This window comes from Bradyrhizobium sp. AZCC 2289 (assembly GCF_036924615.1).
Classification (GTDB): domain Bacteria; phylum Pseudomonadota; class Alphaproteobacteria; order Rhizobiales; family Xanthobacteraceae; genus Bradyrhizobium.
Genome location: NZ_JAZHRY010000001.1, coordinates 1,543,268 through 1,566,789 on the forward strand (window position 1 = coordinate 1,543,268; position 23,522 = coordinate 1,566,789).

Genomic DNA, 23,522 nt, shown 5'->3' on the forward strand with positions numbered 1-23,522 from the left:
CTATGGCGAAATGACGGGGATCGTCGGATCGTTCGCTTGTTATCGGACACATTGAATGAGCTACGGGATCGCCAGCACTGCCCATCCAGCGACGGACCCGGCCAGTCACAGCCGGTCAAGCGCGGACTTGAGTTCAACGGGGAAACTCGCGGTACGGTCCGCGATCATCGCGTTCCTGTTTCTCTCGCAGGTCGCCTATAATATCGGGGACTTTCCCCTCTCCGTAGACTTCATCTGTTATGCGTCGTGCGCGGCTTACCTGTTGGTGTCCGGCTACGTCGCACTGGATTTTCTGTCTTTTTCACTCTTTACCGGCGCCGCAGCCCTGGCGGCTCTTCGAATACCATACTCCGATTCTTCCACCTCCTGGACATCGTTACTGCTTCTTCTGGCGCTCCTGGCCCCCTTCTCCTTTCGCATGACCGATCGGTACGATCTGCGGTCCGTGCAGGAATGTATCCAGGACACGTTCGTTTCTGCTGCCACCGTCATTGGGCTGGTTGCGATCGTACAAATCGTCGTGGTCAACGCCGTGAAGACGCCATTCCTGACGAATATTCATTTCGTCCTGCCTGATGCGATCCGCGGTGCAGGTAACTACGCCTACACCCGCGAGGGTACAGGACTCATAAAAGCAAATGGCTTTTTTCTTCGGGAGTCGGCGACCCTGTCGATCGTGATGGCATTGGCGCTGATGATCGAGTTCTACGGCAAGGCGCGGTTGCGGATTCTCGCTATTGTCGGCGCCGGCTTAATCTGCTCATTTTCGGGCTCCGGTATCCTCGCGCTTTTCGCCGGCTTCGTGCTGCCAAGGTCGATCCGACGAATTCCGGTATTTGTCGCTTCACTCGTCGGCTTGATTGCCGTTCTGGTCGGTCTCTACATCGCCGACATTCCTTATCTGGATGCCTGGTTTGACCGGCTGAAGGAATTCACAACACCGAACACGAGCGGCTATGCCCGCTTTGTCGCTCCGTTCGACATGCTCGCGCACAGCTTCGAAGAGGTTGGTTCAACCTGGCTGGGAAGAGGCGCCGGCAGCTATCTGCGGGAGATCATGCTCCTCCGGGTAAAATACGAAGTGAACGATCCTACCTGGGCCAAACTGATCTATGAGTACGGCATCCTTGGCTTTATCCTCGTTTCCTCGATTTTCGTCATCCGGCTATATTCGAGCAGCGCCCGGATAGAGGTTTGCAATTTCTTGCTGTTCGTTTGGCTGAGCGGCGGCCTTCTTCTGAAACCGGACTTCGCCCTCATGGTGTGGCTGCTAACGCTGGTGCCGGCTCATTATTCTCATTCAAGTCCCGCACGTCGTGACACTCTTCGGCCGGCGGGCACTTGAGCTAAATGCGAAAGCCGAGGCATTCGCACGTCAGCCATCAACACCGACAGCTAGCGAAGGCTCCCAGCGAGAACACCATGCAGAACAGGACGACGATCAGCGTAATCATCACCAACTACAATTACGAACGGTACATCGGCAGCGCCATCGATAGCGTCATCGCGCAGACCCGCCCCGCCGACGAGATCATCGTAATAGACGACGGTTCGACGGATCGATCGCGCGAACGGATAGAGGCCTATGGCGACAAGGTGCGGGCGATCTTCCAGCCGAACCAGGGAATTAAGGTCATCTCCAACACGGGCTATCGAATCTCGAGTGGCTCTGTGGTCTTGTACCTCGACGCGGACGACCGGCTGTATCCAACGGCGCTCGAACTGGTCGAACAGGCATATCGGCCCGGGGTCGCCAAAGTCCAATACGACCTCGACGTCGTTGATGAATTCGGAAATCCGGCGGGCCGCCGGTTCTGCAATTTTTCAACGCACATGAATGAAGAAAGCACGGCTCGAAGCTTTGCAAGGACGGCGACATATGTTTGGCCTGTCACATCGGGAAACGCCTATGCACGCGAGTTCTTGAGCCGGGTGATGCCGTTGACGCCTCCAGAATCTCACGATGGCGTGCTCAACACCATTGCGCCCTTGTATGGCCGGGTTGTCACGATCGCCGAGCCATTAGGCCAGTACAGGATACATTCCCGAAATATCAGTCGAAGCAGCGAAGATGGGCGCCGGGCGAATATCCCTCATTTCGCTCGCCGCATCAGCATCAGAAAGCAGGAATTCGATATCCTGCGACAGCACGCAGCCGCGTTGGGCACAAAGCTGCCTGACGACGATTTCCTGGACAACGAGCTGGTATTTACCAACTATCGCCTGATGGCCCGCAAGTTGAGTGACGAGCACGATGACGACGCGAAGCGGTCTTTGGGCGACTTATGGGCAACCGCCGTCTCCTGTATTCTTCGCGATCCGATTACCTTTCGCGCGCGCATGAAACACCTGATCTGGATCAGCAGTCTGGCGCTGGCGCCTCGGCAATTCGCGCGTCAGATGATCAGCTTTCGTTTCAATCGAACACATGCGCGGGCGGGCCATCAACCGTCGACTCAGATCGCATCGCCCAACCCTTGAGGCAATCTCCCGCAATCGGCGACCCGCCGCTTGCGTGGCGTCTCTGCCAGAGCTCACCGAACGACCCTCAGCCGGTTAAGTAGATGTCTGATCCACTTCGGGCGCTGCGCGGAAGCATACCGCCAGGTTACCAGCATCCGCTGAAGAGAACGCGGACAGAGTAGCACGCATACGATCCACAGCAGGAGCGAAGCGCGCTGGGAGGCCGAGAGACCTTGCGGATAGCTGAACGCCCTGCAGCCATCCACCAGGATGCGGATCGAACGATCCCCTGCAACGGGATGAATGTCCGGTCGCAACGTATGCGACGCGGTACGCAAACAAAGATAGGAGAAGTTCCTGTTCAACGCCTCGGCTGCAACAGCAAGACCCTCGGTCCTGGCGACTTCTGTGAAGAATTTATGTCGTCGACGTGAAACGTCGATTTCGCGCGCAAAGCGACTGTCGTCAAGCTCAAGGAATGCGCCGTGATTCAGGCCGTGTACCCGATAATCCACCAGCGGCTTCGCGATCGTTATCACGTCGCCACATGCAGGCGCGCCGGCGAGTAGATAGCTGTCGGGGGCTCGATCTGTAAAGTCAGACTTAAAATTAAATATGCGCTCGACAAGCCAACGAGGATAGGCGTTGCCGGATCCTGGCGGGGTCGGATATGCGCCGGTTGTCGCCATCCATTCCCGAATGTTCTGAGGGCTCGGATGCAAGAAGAATTGAGGCAGGATGTTGCCCGTCGGATTGCCCTTGGCGTCGATAACACGCATCTGGAACTGGAACTTGCTGGCGGCCTGGGACCAGACTGCCGCAATCTCATTCATCACATCCGGATGAAGCGCATCGTCTGAATCGAGGAATATGACGACGTCGCCCGAGCTTTTGCCAAATCCGTTCACGCAGGACGGCATCTGCCCGACATTCTCCTGACTGATCAGGGTGATCTTGTCGGAGAACGCACCGATGACCTGCAGCGAATTGTCCGTCGATCCATCATCGACAACAATCACCTCCACCTTGGGCCACTGGATTTCGAGGGCGCTCTTGATCGCAATTCCAACATAGTCGTCATAATTGTGATTCGGAATGATCACCGACAACATCAATTCGCTCACGTCGGTCCCCTCGGCCATACCGTTAAGGTGAGTTTCTAATTCGTGTTTTGACGAAGTGACAGCGCTTATTGCGGAAAAATCGGCGTTGCCTGGACCGCGGGAACAATCGCCATAAATCTGTCGAATTATGTTCCAACTCTTGCACATAATATTGTCTGGATTTCCGATAATCGCTGCGGCAATCATTGAGTTGTCGCCAAGAACAAGTGAGCCGACCGTGTCTGTGGAACTGTTTCGAGAACTGGCGTGGCTGCCACAACCTCCCGCCGATTTCTCATCCCGCTGCAAGCAGTTGGCGCACAATCGCGATGACCTTGGAAAGCACATCAGGTCGCTGGCTGGTCACGCACTCGACGAGCGACAGCTCACCCGGTTGGGCCGCGCGATCAAATCGGCGCTAGAGAACGGTCAATCACTTGCTCCGCTCATTCCATTTCGCCTTGGCCTGATTGGCAACGGCACGCTCGATCTCATGGTCCCGATACTGATTGCGACGGCCGCACGTCACGGCTTTGCCCTGGAATGCATCATGGGCGCCTACGATCAGTTTCTGCAGGAGGCGTTGCAGCCGGATTCCGCCCTCAACAAGGCTCGGCCCGATGTCGTCCTGCTCGCGATCGATCACCGCGGGCTGTCCCTGCAACCCTGCCCTGGCAATGAGCAACTGGCCGCCGAAACGGTCGATGCAGCCGTCGATTTTCTCAATTCGGTCCGCGCCGGCGTGTCACGCAACAGCGGTGCGCTGTGCATCGTCCAGACGCTCGCCGCACCGCCTGAGGCGTTGTTCGGCTCTTTTGACCGCGCGCTGGCCGGGACTGGGCGGAATCTGATCGACCGCGTCAACCAGAAGATCTGTCAGGCAGTGTTGCAATCGACCGACATGCTGCTCGACGTCGCCGGCATCGCCGAGACAGTAGGGCTCGCCGACTGGCACTCCCCTGCCCAGTGGAACCTGGCGAAGCTACCATTGGCTGAGGCCTATGTGCCGCTTTACGCCGAACATGTGGCGCGTATCTTCGGCGCGATGCGCGGGAAGAGCCGCCGCTGCCTTGTGCTCGACCTCGATAACACCGTCTGGGGCGGCGTTATCGGGGACGACGGAATGGAAGGTATTCGAATCGCCCAGGGCGACGCCACGGGCGAAGCGCATCTTTCGGTACAGCAGCTCGCGTTGATGCTGCGCTCACGCGGCATTGTACTGGCAGTCAGTTCAAAAAACACCGATAGCGTCGCGAGACGGCCGTTCCGGGAGCACCCGGACATGCTTCTGAAGGAAGAGCATATTGCGGTGTTTCAAGCCAACTGGAACGACAAGGCGACCAATATTCGTGCGATCGCGAACGAGCTCGCACTGGGACTGGATTCATTCGTGTTCCTGGATGACAATCCGGTCGAGCGGGGCCTGGTCCGGCAGGAGCTTCCGGAAGTTGCCGTGCCGGAGCTTGATGCTGATCCGGCGAGTTACGCCCGCACGTTGGCCGCGGCGGGCTATTTCGAGGCAATCAACTTTTCCGACGAAGATCGCGCGCGCGCCGAAATGTACCAGGCCAATGCGCGCCGGCTCAGCTTGCAGGGGCAAGCTACCGATCTGGATGCCTATCTGCGGTCGCTGGAAATGCGCATCGTATTTGACTCGTTCGATGCCACGACGCGGGCGCGCGTCACCCAGCTCATCAACAAGAGCAACCAGTTCAATCTGACGACGCGCCGCTACACCGAATCCCAGGTCGAGCAGGCCGAGGCCGATCCAACCTTCATGACGCTGTATGCAAGGTTGATCGACAAATTCGGCGACAACGGCATCATATGCGTCATTATATGCCGCGCCACTCACCCCGACACCTGGACGATCGATAGTTGGTTGATGAGTTGCCGGGTATTGGGACGCCGCGTCGAGCAGGCGGTGCTGGCCGAGATCGTGTTGCGGGCCCGGGCGGCGGGCATAACAAACCTCGAGGGCATCTACCGGCCCACCGAGAGAAACGAGATGGTCTGCGATCACTATGCCAAGCTGGGGTTCGTGCGCCTCGATGATGGCACCGATGGAAGCAGCCGGTGGGCACTGCGCACCGACGTTGAACTGGAAGAGCAGCCGATGGTGGTTCAGCGGGAGGAGCCGCAGCTTGAGCCTGCCTGATCAAATCCGACCGACGGCAATGTCGAGCGACAATCGCGGCCCACCCCGAGCTTCCCCTACATGAGTCTCACATCACCTCTGTTTTTTGCTTTTCTTGCTGCGGTGGTCGCTGCCTTCCATGTCAGTGAGTCCGTGGCCTATCGACGGCTGGTCCTGGGGGCCGCGAATGCCATCTTCATCGCAAGCTATCTTACCGACTTCACGCAAGTGGTGCCGTTGCTGGCATTTTTGATGCTCGGCTACGTCTGCGTTTCCACGGTTTATTTCCGCAAGTCGGCTCCCGTTCAGGCGCTCGGCGTCATTGCCATCCTGTGTTCCTATGTCTTTCTAAAGCGGTATTCGTTCTTCGAGGGCCTCGGGCAGCTTCCGTTTCCCTACCTGACCATCGGGCTGTCCTACGTCCTGTTCCGAATCCTGCACCTCATGATGGATGTCAGATCGGGAGATCCGGTCGAGCGAATTGGCCCGCTGGCATTCTTTCGTTTCACATGCAATTTCCTTTGCTTCGTCTCCGGTCCGATCCAGCGATATCAGGATTTCCGCGCGGCGGATGGAAAGGCGACGGTTCAACTCGACTCGTCCCGGGTCTACCAGGCGTTCTCAAGGATCGCGACCGGTTATGTTAAATTCGTCGTTGTCGCGGCCTCTGCCGAATACGCCTTCACCTTTCTAAATCCGAAGTTGCAGGCGACGGGCCTGGCGTTCCCCACGCTGTGCGTCATCTACGCAACCGTCGCCGCGCTTTACACGATCTATCTCTATTTCAATTTTTCCGGGTACATGGACATAGTCATCGGCGTCGGCACGCTGCTCGGCCAGTCGTTGCCCGAAAACTTCGACAAGCCATTTTTGGCCCGCAGCTTCCTTGAATTCTGGCAGCGCTGGCACATGACGCTGTCGCAATGGTTCAAGTTCTACCTCTTCAATCCGCTTCTGATGTTCCTGATGACATGTTTCCCGGCCCCGGCGTTGACGGCTTACCTCGGCGTACTGGCCTTCTTCGTCACGTTCTCTCGTCATGGGCGTGTGGCACGGCACCACGGCGGTGTTCATCATCTACGGTCTCCTGATGGGCGCCGGCGCAAGCATCAACAAGCTCTGGCAACTGGCCTGCACCGAACGCCTGGGCAAAAAGCGTTATCGCGCGCTCAGCGAACAGACGGCCTATATCTATTTTGCCCGCGGTCTGACCGTCGCTTACTTTGTGCTGGCCCTGACCTGCCTCTGGGCAACGGAGCTGCCTCAATTCACCCAGCTTGTGATGCGGCTCGGGCTGACCGGCATTCTGGGCACGTACGTCTTGCTGGTGGGAGTTTTCGCTGTTGCGGCCTTGATGCTGGATTTCATCATGGCGCGCGTGCCAAGCCCGCCATCTCTGTCAGCCATCCGCGGTGGCGAGATCGTCAGGAATCTGGCGCTCGCCAGCAAGATGATGGCGATCTTTGCGGTCGCAACACTGCTGCACAAAGCTCCAGACTTCGTGTACAAGGCGTTTTGAATTGAAGTGCATCCTTCGACAGACGGCGTGGACCTTGTTGTCGCTCGCCTTTCTCTACGCGCTGCTTGCTGGCGTGTCGTTCATCGTTTTTCCGGACCCTTCGAGTGGCCCGCGGGACTTCCAGGCCGCCGATCGAGCTCTCTACATGACGGTCCCGAAGTACGTTTTTCTGGGCCGCAGCGTCTTCGATAACCCGGATCACAAGGTCATTCTTGTCGGAGCGTCGAATACCGGGGTCGGATTCAGGCAGAAGGTGGTACAGGCCGCTCTCAGGTGCGCAAAGGTGAGCAATCTCGGGATGGGCGGTGCGAACATCTCCGAAGTCAAGCAGGTGATCGATCTCGTCCATGCTGTGCAGGACGACAGGGATCGCCCCTTGAACACCTTCGTTATCGGCGCCTGGTTTGGAATGTTCGTCGATTCCGACGTGAAGTTCGCCGATCCCGATCGAACCCGCGGCGACACGGACATCGATATCGAACGATACCGGTACGGCTTTTTTCGACGCACTCCTGACGGTCCCGTCGCAGTCCTGCCGCCGAAGTGGCTGGATGCAGGTGTGGTCGCCCTTCGCCCGCTTTTGCTCATCGAGAAAGTCGCGCGCCAGGCACGATCCAGCGTCAGCGAGTTCGTTGTCGGCCGCAACACGGCCCAGCGCTCCGACGCCGAGCGCGAGGTGGCGGTGATGTCCGAACAAGACAAGAAAAAGGCGCTGGAATATTGGAATGACACGATGGGACACACAGGCGAGATTTCCCGTGCCCAGGTGGCATTACTGAATGACACAATCGAATCCCTGTTGCGCTCCGGACAGAAGGTCGTGCTTGCCGATCTCCCCATTCCCGCCTGGTTTCGAGACAACAGCCCGTACCAACGCAGCTACGAAGAGGCGATCAAGACCCTGATTCAGCAATTTGGCAGCTGGCACACTTTTGCTTCGATGACAATGAGCGATCTCGACCGCGACCTCGATTATTCGGACGAGGTGCACGCCAAGCCGCATGTTGCCCAAATTTGGTCAACTAGGCTAGCGACCGTGCTGGACACATTTCTCTGCAAAGACCGGTCTGAAAAATTGGCAACGGTTCCGCTGCCGGTTCTAGGGACAACGACAGCACCACACTGATTGAGCGGCGCCGGGAGTGCGGCACGACGTTCGACAAAGGAGAGCAGAGTGAACAAGACGGAAATCTATCCCAAACTGACGGCTATCTTTCAGGAGGTTCTCTTCGACGACGAATTGGCTCTCACGCCTACCACCACCGCTGATGATGTCGACGGGTGGGATAGCCTTGCTCATATTCGTTTGGTACTTGCGGTTTCAAAAGCGTTCAATGTCAAGTTTTCGGCGTCGGAGATCGGAAACCTGAAGAATGTGGGCGAGTTCGTGGCGTTGATCGAAACCAAAGTGCCGGCATGACGCCTGTCCAACAACATGGGGTTCCCAGGCTACGATCTCACGCGAGGCCAGATTGATCGGGACGCGCATCTTCGCCCTTGGCGATCAGGTTAGGTTCGCTGAGCTCACCGGCGATTTCAATCCTATGCACCTGGACCCTGTCGCCGCGAGACGGACGCTTGCGGGAGCGCCTGTCGTTCACGGGGTCCACGACTTGCTATGGCTGATCGATCTGATCGCTGTCCACCATACGAATTTGCCAACGGTGGCCGGATTGAAAGTGCATTTTGCGCGGATGCTTTACCTGGGAGAGCAAGCGCAAATCACTGTCTCCAAGCTGGGAGCAAGGCGGCTCGGCGCGAAAGTGTCCGTCGAGGGTTCCGACATCATGCAAGTGACGCTGGTGTTCGGTGACGAGATGACCTCCTCATCCGAGCACGATCAGTTCGACTACGACGTTGAAGAGCCCGACACTCCGGCCGCGCTGGGCCTGGTTCAAATGGAAGGGCGAGCGGGACGACTGGCGTTTGCTCGGCCCGCCGAGGAGCTGGCCGCGATGTTTCCGCACGCCTCCAAGCTGATAGGCGCGCGAAGGGTAGCCGCTCTCGGCTGCACGACCCGTTTGGTCGGAATGGTCATTCCGGGCCTGCATTCAATCTATGCCGGTCTCGAGCTCGACTTCACCAAAGAGGCGGAAACGAGAGACTCGATCGGCTATCGCGTCGAGAGCATCGATGAACATTTTCGCTTTGTCCGAACCCGTATTGCCGGCGCGGGCGTTCTTGGTCACGTGGATGCGTTCAATCGGCCGCCCCCGACAACGCAGCCCGCTCTCGCCGAGATTCGCCGAGTGGTCGCGGCAGACGAATTCGCGGGTGATGTTGCCCTGGTCGTGGGAGGGTCGCGCGGCCTGGGTGAATTGACTGCGAAAATTATCGCTGCCGGCGGTGGAAAGGTGATTTTGACATACGCGGTCGGCAAAACGGATGCTGAAGCCGTTGCCAGGGAAATTATCGAAAGCGGCGGCTCCTGCGAGACGGTCGCATTTGACGTCCGAGAGCAGCCTGCCAAGCAGTTCGGCTCGATTGGAACCACTCTCACGAGCATCTATTACTTCGCGACTCCGTCGATATTTCGACGCCGCTCATCGCGGCTTTCCATCGATCTGTTTGAAGAATTCAACTCGTATTACGTTCGGGGGTTCTACACTCTGCTGGATTTTGTCTCCCGAGAGTTCAAGTCGGATCGAAAGATCGGCGTATTTTATCCATCCTCCTTCGCAATTGACGAAAGACCCCAGGGCATGACCGAATATTCGATGTCGAAGCTTGCGGCAGAGCTCATGTGCGCGGATCTGACTGGACATTTTCGGGACATCCATGTCCTCGTCAAGCGCTTGCCCCGCTTGCTCACCGACCAAACCGCAACGATCAGTGCGTTCGAAACTGTGGACGCGATGACCGTGATGTTGCCCATCGTGCGGGAAGTCCAAATCAACAAGGGCTGAGCACATGTCCTGGCGGACGAGAATGAGCGACAATCACCTGCCCGGCTACATCTGCCGGATCGCCGGAATTCTATGCGGCTTGACGATCGCGCTTCCTGCTCTTGCTCCGGGCGTGCGAGCGCAGGTTTCGGGCTACGGCCGGTCGTCCGCACCGATCACCGGAGGCACCGGCGTATCGGCGGCACCAACCAATCCCTTTCCGCCGATGCCGGGTACCTACGCGCCCGCCCACAAGGCGATGGACGGGACCCCTTGCATATCGGTCCATCCGTCGTCGCACCCGCAAATCGTCAATCCCAAGATCATAGATCAGGCCGTGATCGTGAACAATGTCTGTGGTCAATCGATCAAGGTTCAGGTTTGCTATGCGGGCAACTCGGATTGCATCGTCGTTTCGCTGAGCGGTTACCAAAAATTGCAAAGGGTGCTTGGCATCGGAAACTCGAATGCGTTCAGATTTGAATACCGTGAGCTGTATTGATGGTCGCGGAACGATCAGCCGCGCCGGCACTTCCGTCGCTCATCCGTTTCCGCTTGACGGCGCGCCGGCTGGCGGCCATCGCGGGGGAAAGATCATGGAAAACTCCGCAGCCGACCGAACTTTACCGCGCGCCAGCGAATGTCTTCACTCGAATTGAGCCTTGAGCACATGCCGGATCCTACTCAAGCTATCATATTCGGAGGCGCGGGCTTTATCGGAACACACTTGGCGACCCGGCTAATCGCCTCAAAGAACTATGATCGAGTGATTTCGGTCGACGTCGGAAAACCGCGGGCCCAAGTTAAGGGCGTCGAATATCTCTATCACGACGTCCGCGAGGCAATCGATCCGAACCTCGGCGGCGGCGTTGCGGCCGACATCTTCAATCTGGCGGCGATCCACACCACGCCGGGCCACCCGGAGGGCGATTATTACTACACCAACGTCCTCGGTGCGGTGAACGTGTGCCGGTTTGCCAAGGAAACCGGCAGCCGGAACATCACCTTCACCAGCTCGATATCGATCTACGGTCCGAGCGAAGCCCCGCTCGACGAAGATTCGCAGCCCGCGCCGGTCAGTGCCTACGGGCGTTCCAAGCTCTCGGCCGAAGCCATCCATCTGCTGTGGCAATCGGAGGACGCGGCCAGGCGGCTCACGATCGTTCGCCCTGCCGTTATCTACGGCCTTTACGAGCAGGGGAATTTCACGCGGCTGTCGAGACTGCTGGAAAGACGGGCTTTCGTCTATCCCGGCCGAAGCGACACGATCAAATCATGCGGCTATGTGAAGGACCTGGTCTGGTCGATGCTTTTCATGGCGGCTCACAACGACGGCGTATCGATCTACAATTTCTGCTACGAGCACCGCTACACGATCAGCGAGATCTCCGCGGCTTTCTCTCAAGCCGCCGGCTACAGGAAGCCGACGCTGACCATACCGGTCTGGTTCATGAATCTCGCCGTCCTTCCGTTCGAGATGCTGCACAAGGTCGGCATCAAGACCGGGATCAATCGCGACCGCATCCGGAAATTATGGTTCTCAACGAACATCCTGCCGAAGCGCCTGGTCGCCAGCGGGTTTAGGTTCGAATACGACGTGGTAAGCTCGCTAGACGAGTGGAAGCACGAGTCCCGTGTGAAAGACTTTGATTGACGATCGGGGTCGGCTTCGGGCGGGTGTCTGAAGGAACATCCCTGGCTCGGCACCGGTGCCGGCACCTTTCGCTCGATATTTCCAAACGACCCCGCCGAGAGTTCCCATTGGTCGAGGCAAAATGGCGCGAAAATGGGAACAAGCGTTGCCGATCGCGATCGCTCTGCATCGGTTTGCTGGCCGCCTTCCATTGTCTTGTCGATTTCTTGTTGCAGATGTCCAGCTTATCGCTCGCGATATCGCCGCTAACCGGCATGGGAATTGCTCCGGCAGGATCTAGCCGGGACCGCGCTTAACCAAGCGTTGTCGTCCTGAACCGGTACACGTTGCCAATTCCTCCTCAGGTTCGCGATCTTAGGCGGGTTCCGGAGATATATGATGCACCGCACTCTTCCTGACACATTTATTTGGCACGTTCGGTTCGCTGATGCGCTCAGCGTGGGCTGACGCGTCTCAGCTTGGTCCGACACGGCACAATCCAGGGAACCCAGGTCAGGTAGACGAGCCGGATGCTCCAAACTCGAATCACACCCCCTCGCGAGATCGAATCTCCCACACGAGAGTCGGCTTCGCTGGAGCAGACGATTTCTTCTGCGGTCGCGCTGATTGGCCGCCAGTACCCCGTGATGATCTTCGTGATGTGCCTGTGCATCGGCCTGGCCGGCGTCTATTTGTTGACGGCCCCGAAGCGATATACCGGCACCGCCGTACTCCTGATCGACAGCCGCAAGATGCAGGGCCTGCAGACCCAGGCGCCGGCGGGCGGCGACAGTCCGATCGATTCGGCCATGGTCGACAGCCAGGTCGAAGTCCTCAGGTCGGAGACCATTGCGGCATCCGTCATCAAGGATCTGCATCTGCTTGATTCGCCTGAATTCACCGGCAATGAACGTGGACTGCTCTCCAGCGTCTCCGACCTGTTTTCCTGGATGTTTCCGGAATCGCGTCCGTCCGAAGCCGCTTTGATGCGGATCGCGATCGGCAAGTTGACAAGCAATCTCTCGATCAAGCGCGTCGGCCTGAGCTATGTCATCGAGATCTCCTATCAGTCGCTTTCGCCTGACCAGGCTGCGCGGGTCGCCAATGCGGTGGCCGAAGGGTACATCGTCGATTCGCTGGAATCTAAATATCAGGCGTCGCGGCGGGCCGCGGTCTGGCTGCAGGATCGATTGAAGGAACTGCGGGCGCAAGCTTCCGCGGCGGAGCGTGCGGTCGCCGACTATAAGGAAAAGAACAACATCGTCGACGCGGGCGGGCGACTTCTCACCGAACAACAGCTCGCCGAAATCAACAGCTCGCTGACGGTCGCCCGGGCGCAGCGCGCTGAAGCGCAAGCGAAGCTCGAGCGGATCACCGCCATCCTCAACGCGGACGACAACGACTCCAACGTCATTTTGAACGACCTGGCGACCGTCGGCGAGACAATGGCCAACCCGGTGATCACGAAGTTGCGCCAGACCTATCTCGATTACGCCGCGAAGCAGGCTGACTGGTCGAGCCGGTATGGTCCGTCGCACCTTGCTGTCGTCAATTTGCGTAACCAGATGCGCGAAATCAGGCATTCGATCACCGAGGAGTTGCGGCGCACGGCCGAGGTTTACAAGAGCGACCTCGCGATTGCGAAAGCACGCGAGGAATCCAGTCAGAAGAGCCTGAACGATACGATCGCGTTATCCAACGGCACCAACCAGGCGCAGATCGCCTTGCGCGATCTGGACAGCAATGCGCAGAGCGCCCGTGCGCTCTCCGACAACTTCCTCCAGCTCTACATGGTCTCGGTTCAGCAGCAATCGTTTCCGATCACTGAAGCGCGTGTGATCACGCAGGCGTCCAACGCTCCCAACAAGACGTCGCCCAAGACGACGCTCGTTCTGCTGGCCACGCTGATCGGCGGCGCAATCCTTGCCGGGCTCGTCGCCGTCCTGCTCGACATGATGGACCGCGTGTTCCGAACGGTGTCCCAGGTGGAGCAGCTTCTTCACACCAGCTGTATCGCTTCGATTCAGGCAATCGGCAGCGAGCAGAGCGTGGGAATAGCCGGGCACCCTCTGCTATCCAAAGCGGGAAGGTTGTTCAACAGGCGGCCGAAGAGACCCCAACCGGTGGCACCAAGGCCGATCGGCGCCACGGCTCCGGGTCTGCCGCTGCGAAACTCCGAACTCGGTGCCAATCACCCGCAGCCGCATCGCGACCGTCTGCTGACTGCCGACAACAGCGTCGGCAGATACGTGATCAATTCGCCCTTCTCGCGTTTTGCCGAGGGCTTTCGCTCGATCAAGCTCGCATGCGACCTCAGCAATTACGGATCGTCCAACAAGGTCATCGGCATCACCTCGGGACTTCCCAATGAAGGGAAGTCCACAATCAGCGAGGCGCTGGCTCAAACCGTGGCTCAAGGCGGGTCCCGTACCCTCCTGATCGACGGCGACATCCGCAATCCAAGCCTCACGGCGAGGCTGGCGCCCTCGGCGCAGGCCGGCTTGGTCGATGTCGTCCTTGGCAGGCTTGATTGGATGGACGCGGTCTGGATTGATCCGCAGACCAATCTGCATTTCCTGCCCTGCGTCGTGACCTCGCGTTTTTCCAATTCCAGCGACGTGCTGGCCTCGCCCCAAATGGAACGATTGTTCCAGCATCTGCGCGAGCACTATGACCGCATCGTTCTCGACCTCAGCCCGCTCGCACCGGTGATCGATGTTCGGGCCACCGGTGCGCTGGCGGACTCGTACGTTCTCGTCATCGAATGGGCCAAGGCCAAGGTCGATATCGTGGAACGCGTGCTCAACGAAACCCCGGTCGTCCGCGAACGCTTGCTTGGCGTCGTCCTCAACAAGGTGAACATGGCGGTGATGAGCCGCTACGATATCTACAGCGCGGGCTACTACCGCAATCGGTACTACAAGAGATACGGATATATCGACTAACGCGTGATCCGGACAAACGCGTGCCGGCCCCTCCTCCGCGCCAAACGCCGAACGCGTTTGGGCGGAGTGGATCAGCGTGTGAATGCGTCACATGCCTCGATCGGCGCGGCGCTCGGCTGTGCGTATTGGAGCGCCATCCGTCAGCGCGGCGTGATCAGCGACACTTCGAGAAACCGGCAAAGTCCTAGGCGATCCTGGGACCGATCCGCGAGCAGCTCATGGCGGAACCCGCAAAAGGCGGCCGGATTCCCGCCTTCAGCTTGATCGGGCATGGCGTACCCAGGACCCGATCGTATCGATCCCCGGCGTCGGCTCCCGTGAATTCAGGCCAAGGCGCTGAGCCGGCGGTGCCGGCCAAGCGTCCTGGGTCCAAGGATCCGTCACTGGCGGGAGTTGATCCTCAGGATCTGCGCATTGTTCGCGGTGACGATCGTGTCGTTGGCGGTCCCGATCACCAGCCGGACGAATTGCAGAAACTTTGCCGTGTCAACGGTGGCGGCGTTCGCGGCAAACAGCACGTCCTTGTCCCGCATTTCAAACTTGCTTGCGAGGAAGAAGGCGGCCGGATCCCGGAAGTCGGCGTTATAGACCACGGGCACCAGCGGCCCGACGTACTTGGAGCAGTCGACGCCCAGTCGTTCCGCCAGCTCGCGCGGCTCGCGCCGATAGACATAGACGCCCGCGGGTTCGGCCTGCGCATCAATCAGGCCGCCAGCCTTGGCCATTGCCTGCGCCATGGTGATCTTCCACATATCGAATGGGAACTGAGCCTGTCCTCCAAAACTTCCTCCGATCGTGAACGCCCCAAAGGCGAGGAAGACCTGCGGTTCGCGGTAGACATAGATGGTGTCGCCGGGATGGACCCAGACGTTGTTGGCCGGCTGATATACCAAGGCTCCGAATGGAACCGTGGCACGCTTGCCGGCGCGCTCCAGCGTCACCCAACTCTCCCAGCCCGGCCCGGTGAGGCCGCCAGCGCGCGCAATCAAGTCAAGGACCCGCTCGCCGGCCGCATTCGCCGTCAGACGGGCTGGCGTTCTCACTTCGCCCAGCACGCTTACGAGCGAGGTGTTTTGCGTGATCAGGGACACCACCACCTGCGGCTCGATGGCGCGGTTTCCGATCGCCTTCACGATGTCCTGCTGAATCTCGCGTGGTGTCCGCCCATTGGCCTTGACGGCGCCGGCATAAGGAACGGTGATGAAGCCGTTCAAATCAACATTTTGGTTTGGCAAGGCCACGAAGTTACCCGGCCGCACGCCGGCTTCCGCCGGAATGAATAACCCGCCTGCAGCAGCTTCAAAGATGGACACCGCGACCACGTCGCCGATGCCAAACCGGATGCCCGGCGGCGGCCGGTGATCAGGAAATGACCCCGCGATTGCGCCGGGGCCATATTCCTTCAGGATATCGACCACCGTCGGCGTAAGCTTAACGAGACCATACTCAGGCCCCGATCGCGTCACCTCACTCTTGATGACGTGATCTTCGGGACCGGACATGGGCATGATCGCGCACCCCGCTGAAGACAGCAGAATGCCGAGCAAGACTCCCCATAGTAAAACGCTGCGCCTCAAGACTATTCCCCACTACATCCAAGTTCAGAGCTGGCCAAATCCGAAGTGGCGCCAACGAAGCCGCAGGAGATGGTCAGAATAAGGAGATGTTGTCGCAGCCAGGAATAAGGGGATGTTGTTGCAGCGCAGTCACAGACTGTCACCCACCCAATCATAAATTAGGCAGAAGCGTGCTCAATTTGCATCGCATATATGCGCAAGTTCCAAGCGGTCAGCGGTTGTTGATGCATTAGAGGGCGCAATTGGAGAGGGCGCAATTGGAGAGGGCGCAATTGGCCTCGCTTCATTTGTTCCACGCGCGCGGTTTTTGTCGCGAGCCATTTATCTGCTGCGATGCCCGTTCCATATTGAGGCCGAAACGCCTCGTCTGACAAACATAATTTCGTCGGTGTCGTCGTCCAAGGAAGCGACATCACCCTGACCCAGGCGACACAGTTGCGCGGTGCAATGGATCATGTTTCTGACACGACTGCTGAGTAACAGGTGAAGAATCTGGTTTCAGTGAGGGTTCCGTCTGCGTTTGTCACGATGCGTGTAACCCTGCTCTGCGCTGCTCTTTTGGTGGTGGCAGGTTCCGGCCGGGCCGAGCCGGCGCGTCCAGGCATGCTGAATTGCGCATCCAGCGTCAGCCCCGAGCAGCGTCAACGGTGCGATGAAGAAGCCTTCAGGCAGGTCGAGGCCGGCAGCCAATCGACACAGCTTGAGGGCGGCTGGCGATTGGTGAAGAGCAGAAATCCTGACGGCGGCGCCGACGCCATTTCAGCGATGCATGTTGTCGATAGCGCCAAATCGGATGCGCGCCTTGCGGGCTTGAGTCTGCAATGCGGGAGGGACGGTATTGAAATCGTGCTCATCGCTCTCGAACCCTTGTCTCGCTCGACGCGGCCGAACGTGGTTCTGATAACAGGAGAAAAGCGGGCAGAGTTCGAAGCATCCGTGATCCAGGGCGGCGCGGCGCTACTGCTGCCCGCGGACGCGTCGAAGCTTGCGACCGGCGACTGGCAGGGCGCAACCGAGCTTTCGGTCGAAATTGCGACCAAGCCGACCGCGATCCGCGGAGCAGTGCCGATCGGTGGATTGTCTACGGCTCTCCGTTACCTGTCGCAAAACTGTCCTGCGCGATAAGTCAGCCGGCGACGGGAACTTTCTCACATTGGGTGCGAGCGCGTGAGCCGAAACAGACAGCCGCCGCGATGTGATCGGCGGACGGCGTTGGCGTCGCATGTTCGCTTATGCGATAGTCGCGGCCGGTTCCCCTCGCCGCGGTGAGATCCATCCCGGCCTCGATCCCAGTCCTGCTTCGAAGTCTCCCATTTTGTCGATCGCCTCTTCCCTTCTGACCATATTGCTGGCCGTGACTCCGATCTTGGCAATCGCTAACGGTGCTTTCGCGCAGCATGCGGTCGCGATCGTCGCCGCCATCATGCTGGCCACGGCGGCAAAGGGAGCGGAGACCGAACTCGCATCAACCGCGCAGTTGCTCAAGCGATTTTCACTCGCGATCCTGCTTCCGCTCGTCTGGATGGTGCTGCAGACCTTGCCGCTGCCTTTTCCATCACTTGCAAACCCGGTTTGGTCGACGACTTCGGTCGCACTGAACGATCCATCGCTGCCGGGCCGCATCAGCCTTGATCCCGGCGCCACGTTGCGCGGCCTCTTTCTTTATCTGGTCGACGTGTCGCTGGTGGTGTCGACCGTCATCATCACCAAGGATCGCCACAGGGCCGAAACGGTCTTGTTTGTGTTGTGCGCAGTAACGACCTTCATGTCGCTGCAAGTCCTGCTCGGTCGACTCGATTTGTTCGCAGGCATGATTGCGGATGCAGGCGGGCCCACGAGCCCGTTTCCGGCAGCAACCGCGCTCGCCATAGTGACAAACGGCGCGCTCGTTGCCCGGGCAATCGAACGACACCTGCACCAGCCGGACATCCGCAATCTGGCCTCGGTCCCGCTGTGGCTTGGGATTCTTTCCGGTCTGTCCGGAATTGCCGTAGCGTTCGCTGCAATGGCGACCTTCTCCCGCGGCACGTTGTTGGTGGTCACTGGCCTGGGGTTGACCGTGATCGTTTTCATTGCGGCCGTCCGCCGCCTGGGATTTCGCTCCTGGCCGTCGGCGATGTTGTTTGCAGTTGTCGTGGCGATGGCCGGCGCCATCGCCCTGCCGCGCGTTCAGTCCGGCGGTTCGGGTCTGCTTGGATTTGTCAGCTTCGCCCCGGAAGCAGTCTCACTGGCGGAACGCGTATACGCTGATGCATCGTGGTTGGGAAATGGCGTCGGAACATTCGGGCTGACGTCGAGAGCCTATCAAGAGCTTGGCGCCACGACTTTGGCAGTCCCCCCTTCCACCGCGGTCTTGATCGCGATCGAGTCGGGACGATTGGCGCTTTTGATCCTGGCAGGCTTCGCCGCCCAGCTTTTCTTCGCTACCTTTCGCGGCGCCGTTCGGCGGGGACGAGACTCCTTTTTCGCATCGGCTGCGGCCGCCGGCATTCTGGTTGTACTCTGCGAGAGCTTTCTCGATTCAAGCCTCTCGAGCCCCTCGGTGCAGATCATCGTGGCTGTGATGGTCGGACTTGGACTTGCACAATCTGCAGGCCGGACCGGCGGCGTCAAACGCTAGGCGACGGCATGCTCGCCATACGACGGCCTTATGTTAGATGGCCTTTGCATTGAACTAATCCATCGGGAATGACTTCTGTGAGCAGATTTCGCATCCTTCTGACGGCATTGGCGCTGACCATCGGATTTTGTGCGATTGCCTCGGCCGTAGCGGAGATGACGGCGCTGGAGCGCACCGCATTTCCGGCCGATGCAGCCAAGATCCGCTCGCCCTGGGCTGGAGACGTGCCCTCCTTGCTGGCAACGTTCTCTCCCTTCAGATCGGAGCTGGAAAGCAATCATGCCTTGATCACCGCGCTGCAGGCGATCGAGTCAGGCCGGCAAAAGTCGGCAACCGTACGATCCGCAGAGCATGCCGACGCCCTCGGCAGGGTCAGGCAGACGCTGTCGATCTCGCCTTACAATCCCGAATTGTGGCTGGCGCTCGCGCTGCTTCAGGCCCAGCGCGACCCGCACGATCCCGTCGTGGTCGAGGCGCTGAAGATGACGTATTTTACCGCGCCAAACGACGCGCGATTGATGCCGGTGCGGCTCGACATAGCGGGCCGCTTCGATGCGCTCGCTATTCCGGACGTCAAGGACCTCGTACGCAACGACGTTCAACTGATCATGACCCGCCGGCCCGAGTTGAAACCCGCGATCGTGTCGGCTTATCGGCGGGCGTCAGACCTCGGCAAGACTTTTTTCCAAGATGCGGTTCAATCGATCGATCCGTCATTCGTTCCGACACTGCGCCGCTAAAATTCGGGCACGAAACGGCCACGAATTCAGCACAAGCACCAGGCGCAGACGGACTTACTGATCCATATCCGCCACACTTCATTCAACTTTCCGACGGCAAGATCCGGCCGGTTGCTCGTCCAGGCGCGAGCGTCTAAGGTTGATCGCAATCAGGGGAACAAAAAGCGATGTTACGATCCTATATCGGCCTTCTTGCGCTCGCCTCGACTGTGATCATTTCGGTCATGCCGGCGCGCGCCGCCGACTATGCCGCCCATCCGCGAAAAGCTCGCCCCGCAGCAAGCGTGCTGCAGATCGATCGTGGGCCGAATCCTTATTGCGGTCCGCGCTGCGGTTGCCCGGACGCAGTTTATGTTCGGCATCGCTCGCTCGAGGCGGCCTATCCCTACACCGTTGATCCGCGCACCAGGAGCGACGAACCGCATTATTACTATGGTCCGAACCGGACTTACGTCAGGTATGTGAACCCCCGTAACCCTGACCTGGTGTTTCAATACTGAGCCAGCCCCGATTGTATGAACCGGCCGCCGAGCGCGGCGCGATCAGAGCTCTCGGACGTCTTTCATTGCGATAGTCCGCACGGCTGCGCGAGTTGCGCTGTTGGCGCGGTACGTCCTACGTCCTGATCAACTACTCGCGGATCTTGATCCGCGAGACTTGCCTCGCGGTTGCGGTGTTTCAGAGCTAACATGTTCCGATACCTTCACGGGAGCTCCCGCTGCCAGATGTTGTCACCGGGTCGCCGGAGGCGGTCGCCCGCCCCCGGCTCCCACAGAACGTGGCGTGCGGATCTCCCGCACCACGCTCTTCGGCAGTTGGTTCACAGCTTTCACTGCTATCTGTTCAAGTTTCGTTTCCATGGTCAGCTGATCTTCTCTCTGAGTAGAAGGCCGTAACTCCCGTTGCATGGAGCCCATGTCGCCCAAGAACAATTCAACTACCGCTGACCGCTTCCCCATGTAGCCGGCTCTCCCGACCGCAGAGTACTATCAGTCAGTCTGACTTCCACCCGGTCATCAGACCCTTCTCACCTCTTCGGCTTGGCAGGTCCTACAAGCTTGCGCCTGAACCGGATGGATCTCCCTTGTTCACGTTGCTTCCTTTGGTTGCATGCTGGCGGTACGAACCCCGGGAGCATCTCAGGCCGCTCGCTATAGCGCGGGCTGCGATTCCGCCTTCCCCTTTACGGGATAGGGTTGGCTACTCCGATCACGTTCGATTTCGGGGCTATGTTCCCGTTCACTGTCGTTCCGGCCTACAACCTCCCTGTCTACGCTTCGCAACGGCCGTTACCGGACGCCACGCAAGACTCGGTTCGCGGCTGCTCGCTAGGCTTTGCCGCGGCCGTCATCGCAGACGGCAGACTTCAACGCGCTTGCAAGGCGCAACCCGCTCAGATCTCGTCCGTCGAAGGGCAAGCCGAAACTGCCGGAGGGGGTACGGATCTACGCGATGACCGACATTCATGGTTGCGCGCATCTGCTCAAACAGATGCTGCGGGTCATCGACGCGGACCTCGCGCGCAGCCGGCCGGGCGGCGCCATCGAGGTGTACATGGGCGATTACGTCGACCGCGGCCCGGATTCACGGGCAACCCTCGACATCCTGATCAACCGCAGCCGCAGAGGCAACACGGTCTTCCTGAAGGGAAACCACGAGGTGTTTCTTGGCAATGTCCTGCGCGACCCGTCGCTTCTGACCAAGTGGCTGCACGTCGGCGGATTGTACACGCTGATGTCCTACGGCCTAACTCCCTCGCCCACCCCTGGAGATGAGGAACGGCGCGCATTGGTGCGGGAATTGGCGCGCGCGATGCCGCGCCGGCACCTTGAGTTTCTCAGCCAACTGCGGCTGACATTCACCTGCGGCGACTTCTTCTTCGTCCACGCCGGCGTCCGCCCCGGCGTGCCGTTGGCCGAACAGCAGGAGGATGACCTGCTGTGGATTCGCGAGGAGTTTCTGCAAAGCCAGCAAAATTTCGGGAAATTCGTCGTGCACGGCCACACACCGGTGCGCCATCCCGAATTGCTTAAAAACCGTGCCAATATCGACACCGGTGCCTATGCGACCGGCAACCTCACCTTGATGACGATCCAAGGCACCAGCATGCTCGCCGTCTGAAGCCATCTGACCGCACCGACCGGACACCGCAGCCTACTGATCGGCACACCCGCTCGTTGACATGCGAACTCGTGCTCGACGCCGAGACTGATCGTCATCATCGACAAACAACAGGTTGCAGACCGCGCCGCCCTGGCGGAGCGGCGCGCGATTGGCCTCAATAGGCTTCCTGATACATCAACGCGACCGCGGTCCGGAAAATGATCCGGATGTCGAGCCAGATGCCCCAGTTGCTCACATACCAGACGTCGTACTCGACGCGCTTCTCCATCAGGTCGATGGTCGGCGTCTCGCCGCGGAAGCCGTTGACTTGGGCCCAGCCGGTCAGGCCGGGCTTCATGTGGTGGCGGTAGACGTATTTGCTGATCACCTGGTCGTAGTAATTGTCATGGGCGAGCGCGTGCGGGCGCGGTCCGACCAGCGACATCTCACCGCGCAGCACGTTCCAGAGCTGCGGCAACTCGTCGATGCTGGTCTTGCGCAGGAAGCGACCGACCCGGGTCACCCGCTTGTCCTGCTTCGTGGCCTGCGTGAGTGTGGCGCCGTTCTCGGTCACGATCATGCTGCGGAACTTCCAGATCTGGAACGGCTTGCCGTTGAAGCCCCGACGCGACTGACGGAAGATCACCGGGCCTGGCGTATCGAGCTTGACCAGGATCGCCGCCGTGATCATCAGCGGCGCCAGCATCAGCAACGCGAAGGACGCAAGTCCGATGTCGAGGCAGCGCTTCTGAACCCGTTCAAACACCGTCAGCGGCGGCCGCTGGATCTCGATCGCGACGGACCCGCTGACCGGCAGGAACGGCCGCGACACCAGATCGGCGATCGGGAAATCGGGCAACAGACGGATCGGCTGCGGAACCATCCGCAGATGCTGGCTCAGCCTCTGCAGCATTGGCAGTTCGTTCCAGTCGATCGCCAGCAGGAACTCCTGGGCATTCGTGGTCCGTGACTGCCGGATGACATTCATGATCTCGAGATCGAGCGCTGCCTCGTCCTGTGCCGCGTTCACAACGAAGTGACGCACCACGTCAAAACCGTTCTTGCGCAAGTCCTTGAAACGATTCGAGGTGAAATCGAGCGATTTCAGGCTGAGCAGCACAACCCTGCGGTCGATGAAATGCCCCTTGGCGAAGGACGACGCCAAGCCGATGCGCCAGGCCGCACGGTGTGCGCCCAGACTTGCGAGACCTGTGACCGCAAACAAGATGGTCGTGCCGCGCGACAAATTGGCCGTCGACTTCAGGAGAAAGGCGGCGACAGCCAGAATTGTCAGCGCCAGCATCCATGCGAAGACAACCTTGCGTGCCTGCCAGATTCCGTTGAGCAAACGATGGCTGTTGTAGACACCCTGGAAGAACGCGATTGTGACGAAAGCCACGCCAACGATCAGGCCCGCGCCGATTGAAACCTCCTGGTCAGCAGGAGATCCCATGAATTCGCGATACAGAATGCCTGCCGCCAGATAGCTCAGGAGGACGAGCAGGAAATCGCCGCTGATGAAGAATATCTGGAAGGGTCTTTGTAGGGAAGTTCCGCGGCTGGCAATCGTCGCATTGACGTCTTCGGTACCATATGTTGCTGCAGACATCTCAGGCCTCTTCACTTCATCGCCGCAACTGCCGACAACGCTTGCTAGTCACTATTCGAGCGAACGTCGTCAGTCGGAGCGAACGTCGTCGAATAAGTTTGCTAAGTTTGCCGAAAATTCCCGGCAAGGTTTTGCCGGGAAGGTCTCGGGAGACTGCTAACCAATCGAAGCGAGAGTGTGGCACCGCA

18 protein-coding genes are annotated in these 23,522 nt (G+C 59.2%); 15 read left to right on the forward strand and 3 right to left on the reverse strand.

Going from position 1 to position 23,522, the window contains the following annotated elements:
- Positions 1-55 precede the first annotated feature (55 nt).
- The gene (locus tag V1289_RS07630; protein WP_334396358.1) at positions 56-1,345 is read left to right on the forward strand and encodes an O-antigen ligase family protein; all 1,290 of its coding nucleotides are present in this window, start codon (positions 56-58) and stop codon (positions 1,343-1,345) included.
- A gap of 77 nt (positions 1,346-1,422) precedes the next feature.
- Positions 1,423-2,481, forward strand: coding sequence for a glycosyltransferase (locus tag V1289_RS07635; RefSeq protein ID WP_334396359.1), 1,059 nt, complete (start codon positions 1,423-1,425; stop codon positions 2,479-2,481).
- A 53-nt stretch (positions 2,482-2,534) separates the two neighbouring features.
- Here V1289_RS07635 and V1289_RS07640 read toward each other — a convergent pair whose 3' ends face one another.
- Positions 2,535-3,773 (reverse strand): glycosyltransferase family 2 protein, encoded by a 1,239-nt coding sequence (locus V1289_RS07640; RefSeq protein ID WP_334396360.1) that lies wholly within the window; start codon positions 3,771-3,773, stop codon positions 2,535-2,537.
- Positions 3,774-3,960: 187 nt separating this feature from the next.
- On the opposite strand from V1289_RS07640, the gene V1289_RS07645 reads away from it, so the two are divergent.
- The 8 genes from V1289_RS07645 to V1289_RS07680 all read left to right on the forward strand — a co-directional run bounded on the left by V1289_RS07645 (position 3,961) and on the right by V1289_RS07680 (position 14,685).
- Positions 3,961-5,724: an HAD-IIIC family phosphatase gene (locus tag V1289_RS07645; RefSeq protein WP_334396362.1), complete on the forward strand. Its 1,764-nt coding sequence runs from the start codon at positions 3,961-3,963 to the stop codon at positions 5,722-5,724.
- A gap of 60 nt (positions 5,725-5,784) precedes the next feature.
- Complete coding sequence (locus V1289_RS07650) at positions 5,785-7,227, forward strand: MBOAT family O-acyltransferase (protein ID WP_334396363.1); 1,443 nt, start codon at positions 5,785-5,787, stop codon at positions 7,225-7,227.
- 29 nt (positions 7,228-7,256) lie between these two features.
- Positions 7,257-8,348 carry a hypothetical protein gene (locus tag V1289_RS07655; protein ID WP_334396364.1) on the forward strand — a complete coding sequence of 364 codons (1,092 nt, stop codon included), beginning with the start codon at positions 7,257-7,259 and terminating at the stop codon, positions 8,346-8,348.
- Positions 8,349-8,396: 48 nt separating this feature from the next.
- Positions 8,397-8,642: an acyl carrier protein gene (locus V1289_RS07660; RefSeq protein WP_334396365.1), complete on the forward strand. Its 246-nt coding sequence runs from the start codon at positions 8,397-8,399 to the stop codon at positions 8,640-8,642.
- 52 nt (positions 8,643-8,694) lie between these two features.
- Positions 8,695-10,128, forward strand: a complete 1,434-nt coding sequence (locus V1289_RS07665) for an SDR family NAD(P)-dependent oxidoreductase (protein ID WP_334396366.1) — start codon at positions 8,695-8,697, stop codon at positions 10,126-10,128.
- A 22-nt stretch (positions 10,129-10,150) separates the two neighbouring features.
- The gene (locus V1289_RS07670; RefSeq protein WP_334396367.1) at positions 10,151-10,609 is read left to right on the forward strand and encodes a hypothetical protein; all 459 of its coding nucleotides are present in this window, start codon (positions 10,151-10,153) and stop codon (positions 10,607-10,609) included.
- Between the two features lie 168 nt (positions 10,610-10,777).
- Entirely contained in the window at positions 10,778-11,761 is a 984-nt protein-coding gene (locus tag V1289_RS07675; protein WP_334407337.1) for an NAD-dependent epimerase/dehydratase family protein, read from the forward strand.
- A gap of 509 nt (positions 11,762-12,270) precedes the next feature.
- Positions 12,271-14,685: a polysaccharide biosynthesis tyrosine autokinase gene (locus V1289_RS07680; protein ID WP_334396368.1), complete on the forward strand. Its 2,415-nt coding sequence runs from the start codon at positions 12,271-12,273 to the stop codon at positions 14,683-14,685.
- Between the two features lie 380 nt (positions 14,686-15,065).
- Here V1289_RS07680 and V1289_RS07685 read toward each other — a convergent pair whose 3' ends face one another.
- A complete protein-coding gene (locus tag V1289_RS07685; RefSeq protein WP_334396369.1) occupies positions 15,066-16,232 on the reverse strand; it encodes a polysaccharide biosynthesis/export family protein in 1,167 nt (388 codons plus the stop codon).
- 633 nt (positions 16,233-16,865) lie between these two features.
- Here V1289_RS07685 and V1289_RS07690 point away from each other — a divergent pair.
- From V1289_RS07690 to V1289_RS07710, 5 genes are all read left to right on the forward strand, one after another.
- Positions 16,866-17,387 carry a hypothetical protein gene (locus V1289_RS07690; RefSeq protein WP_334396370.1) on the forward strand — a complete coding sequence of 174 codons (522 nt, stop codon included), beginning with the start codon at positions 16,866-16,868 and terminating at the stop codon, positions 17,385-17,387.
- 241 nt (positions 17,388-17,628) lie between these two features.
- Positions 17,629-18,882: an O-antigen ligase family protein gene (locus V1289_RS07695; RefSeq protein ID WP_334396371.1), complete on the forward strand. Its 1,254-nt coding sequence runs from the start codon at positions 17,629-17,631 to the stop codon at positions 18,880-18,882.
- 77 nt (positions 18,883-18,959) lie between these two features.
- Positions 18,960-19,622 (forward strand): hypothetical protein, encoded by a 663-nt coding sequence (locus V1289_RS07700; protein ID WP_334396372.1) that lies wholly within the window; start codon positions 18,960-18,962, stop codon positions 19,620-19,622.
- A 167-nt stretch (positions 19,623-19,789) separates the two neighbouring features.
- On the forward strand, positions 19,790-20,122 hold the full coding sequence (locus tag V1289_RS07705) for a hypothetical protein (protein ID WP_334396373.1): 333 nt from the start codon (positions 19,790-19,792) through the stop codon (positions 20,120-20,122).
- A gap of 952 nt (positions 20,123-21,074) precedes the next feature.
- Positions 21,075-21,743, forward strand: coding sequence for a metallophosphoesterase family protein (locus V1289_RS07710; protein ID WP_334396374.1), 669 nt, complete (start codon positions 21,075-21,077; stop codon positions 21,741-21,743).
- A gap of 157 nt (positions 21,744-21,900) precedes the next feature.
- Here the strand turns inward: V1289_RS07710 and V1289_RS07715 are convergent, their stop codons facing one another.
- Complete coding sequence (locus tag V1289_RS07715) at positions 21,901-23,334, reverse strand: undecaprenyl-phosphate glucose phosphotransferase (protein ID WP_334396375.1); 1,434 nt, start codon at positions 23,332-23,334, stop codon at positions 21,901-21,903.
- Positions 23,335-23,522: the final 188 nt, after the last annotated feature.

Coding starts and splice junctions, on each gene's coding strand:
- V1289_RS07680 (WP_334396368.1), top strand. CDS start 12,271: ATGCTCCAAACTCGAATCACACCCCCTCGCGAGATCGAATCTCCCACA.
- V1289_RS07635 (WP_334396359.1), top strand. CDS start 1,423: ATGCAGAACAGGACGACGATCAGCGTAATCATCACCAACTACAATTAC.
- V1289_RS07675 (WP_334407337.1), top strand. CDS start 10,778: ATGCCGGATCCTACTCAAGCTATCATATTCGGAGGCGCGGGCTTTATC.
- V1289_RS07690 (WP_334396370.1), top strand. CDS start 16,866: ATGCTGAATTGCGCATCCAGCGTCAGCCCCGAGCAGCGTCAACGGTGC.
- V1289_RS07670 (WP_334396367.1), top strand. CDS start 10,151: ATGAGCGACAATCACCTGCCCGGCTACATCTGCCGGATCGCCGGAATT.
- V1289_RS07630 (WP_334396358.1), top strand. CDS start 56: ATGAGCTACGGGATCGCCAGCACTGCCCATCCAGCGACGGACCCGGCC.
- V1289_RS07710 (WP_334396374.1), top strand. CDS start 21,075: ATGACCGACATTCATGGTTGCGCGCATCTGCTCAAACAGATGCTGCGG.
- V1289_RS07705 (WP_334396373.1), top strand. CDS start 19,790: ATGTTACGATCCTATATCGGCCTTCTTGCGCTCGCCTCGACTGTGATC.
- V1289_RS07715 (WP_334396375.1), bottom strand. CDS start 23,334: ATGTCTGCAGCAACATATGGTACCGAAGACGTCAATGCGACGATTGCC.
- V1289_RS07640 (WP_334396360.1), bottom strand. CDS start 3,773: ATGATTGCCGCAGCGATTATCGGAAATCCAGACAATATTATGTGCAAG.
- V1289_RS07650 (WP_334396363.1), top strand. CDS start 5,785: ATGAGTCTCACATCACCTCTGTTTTTTGCTTTTCTTGCTGCGGTGGTC.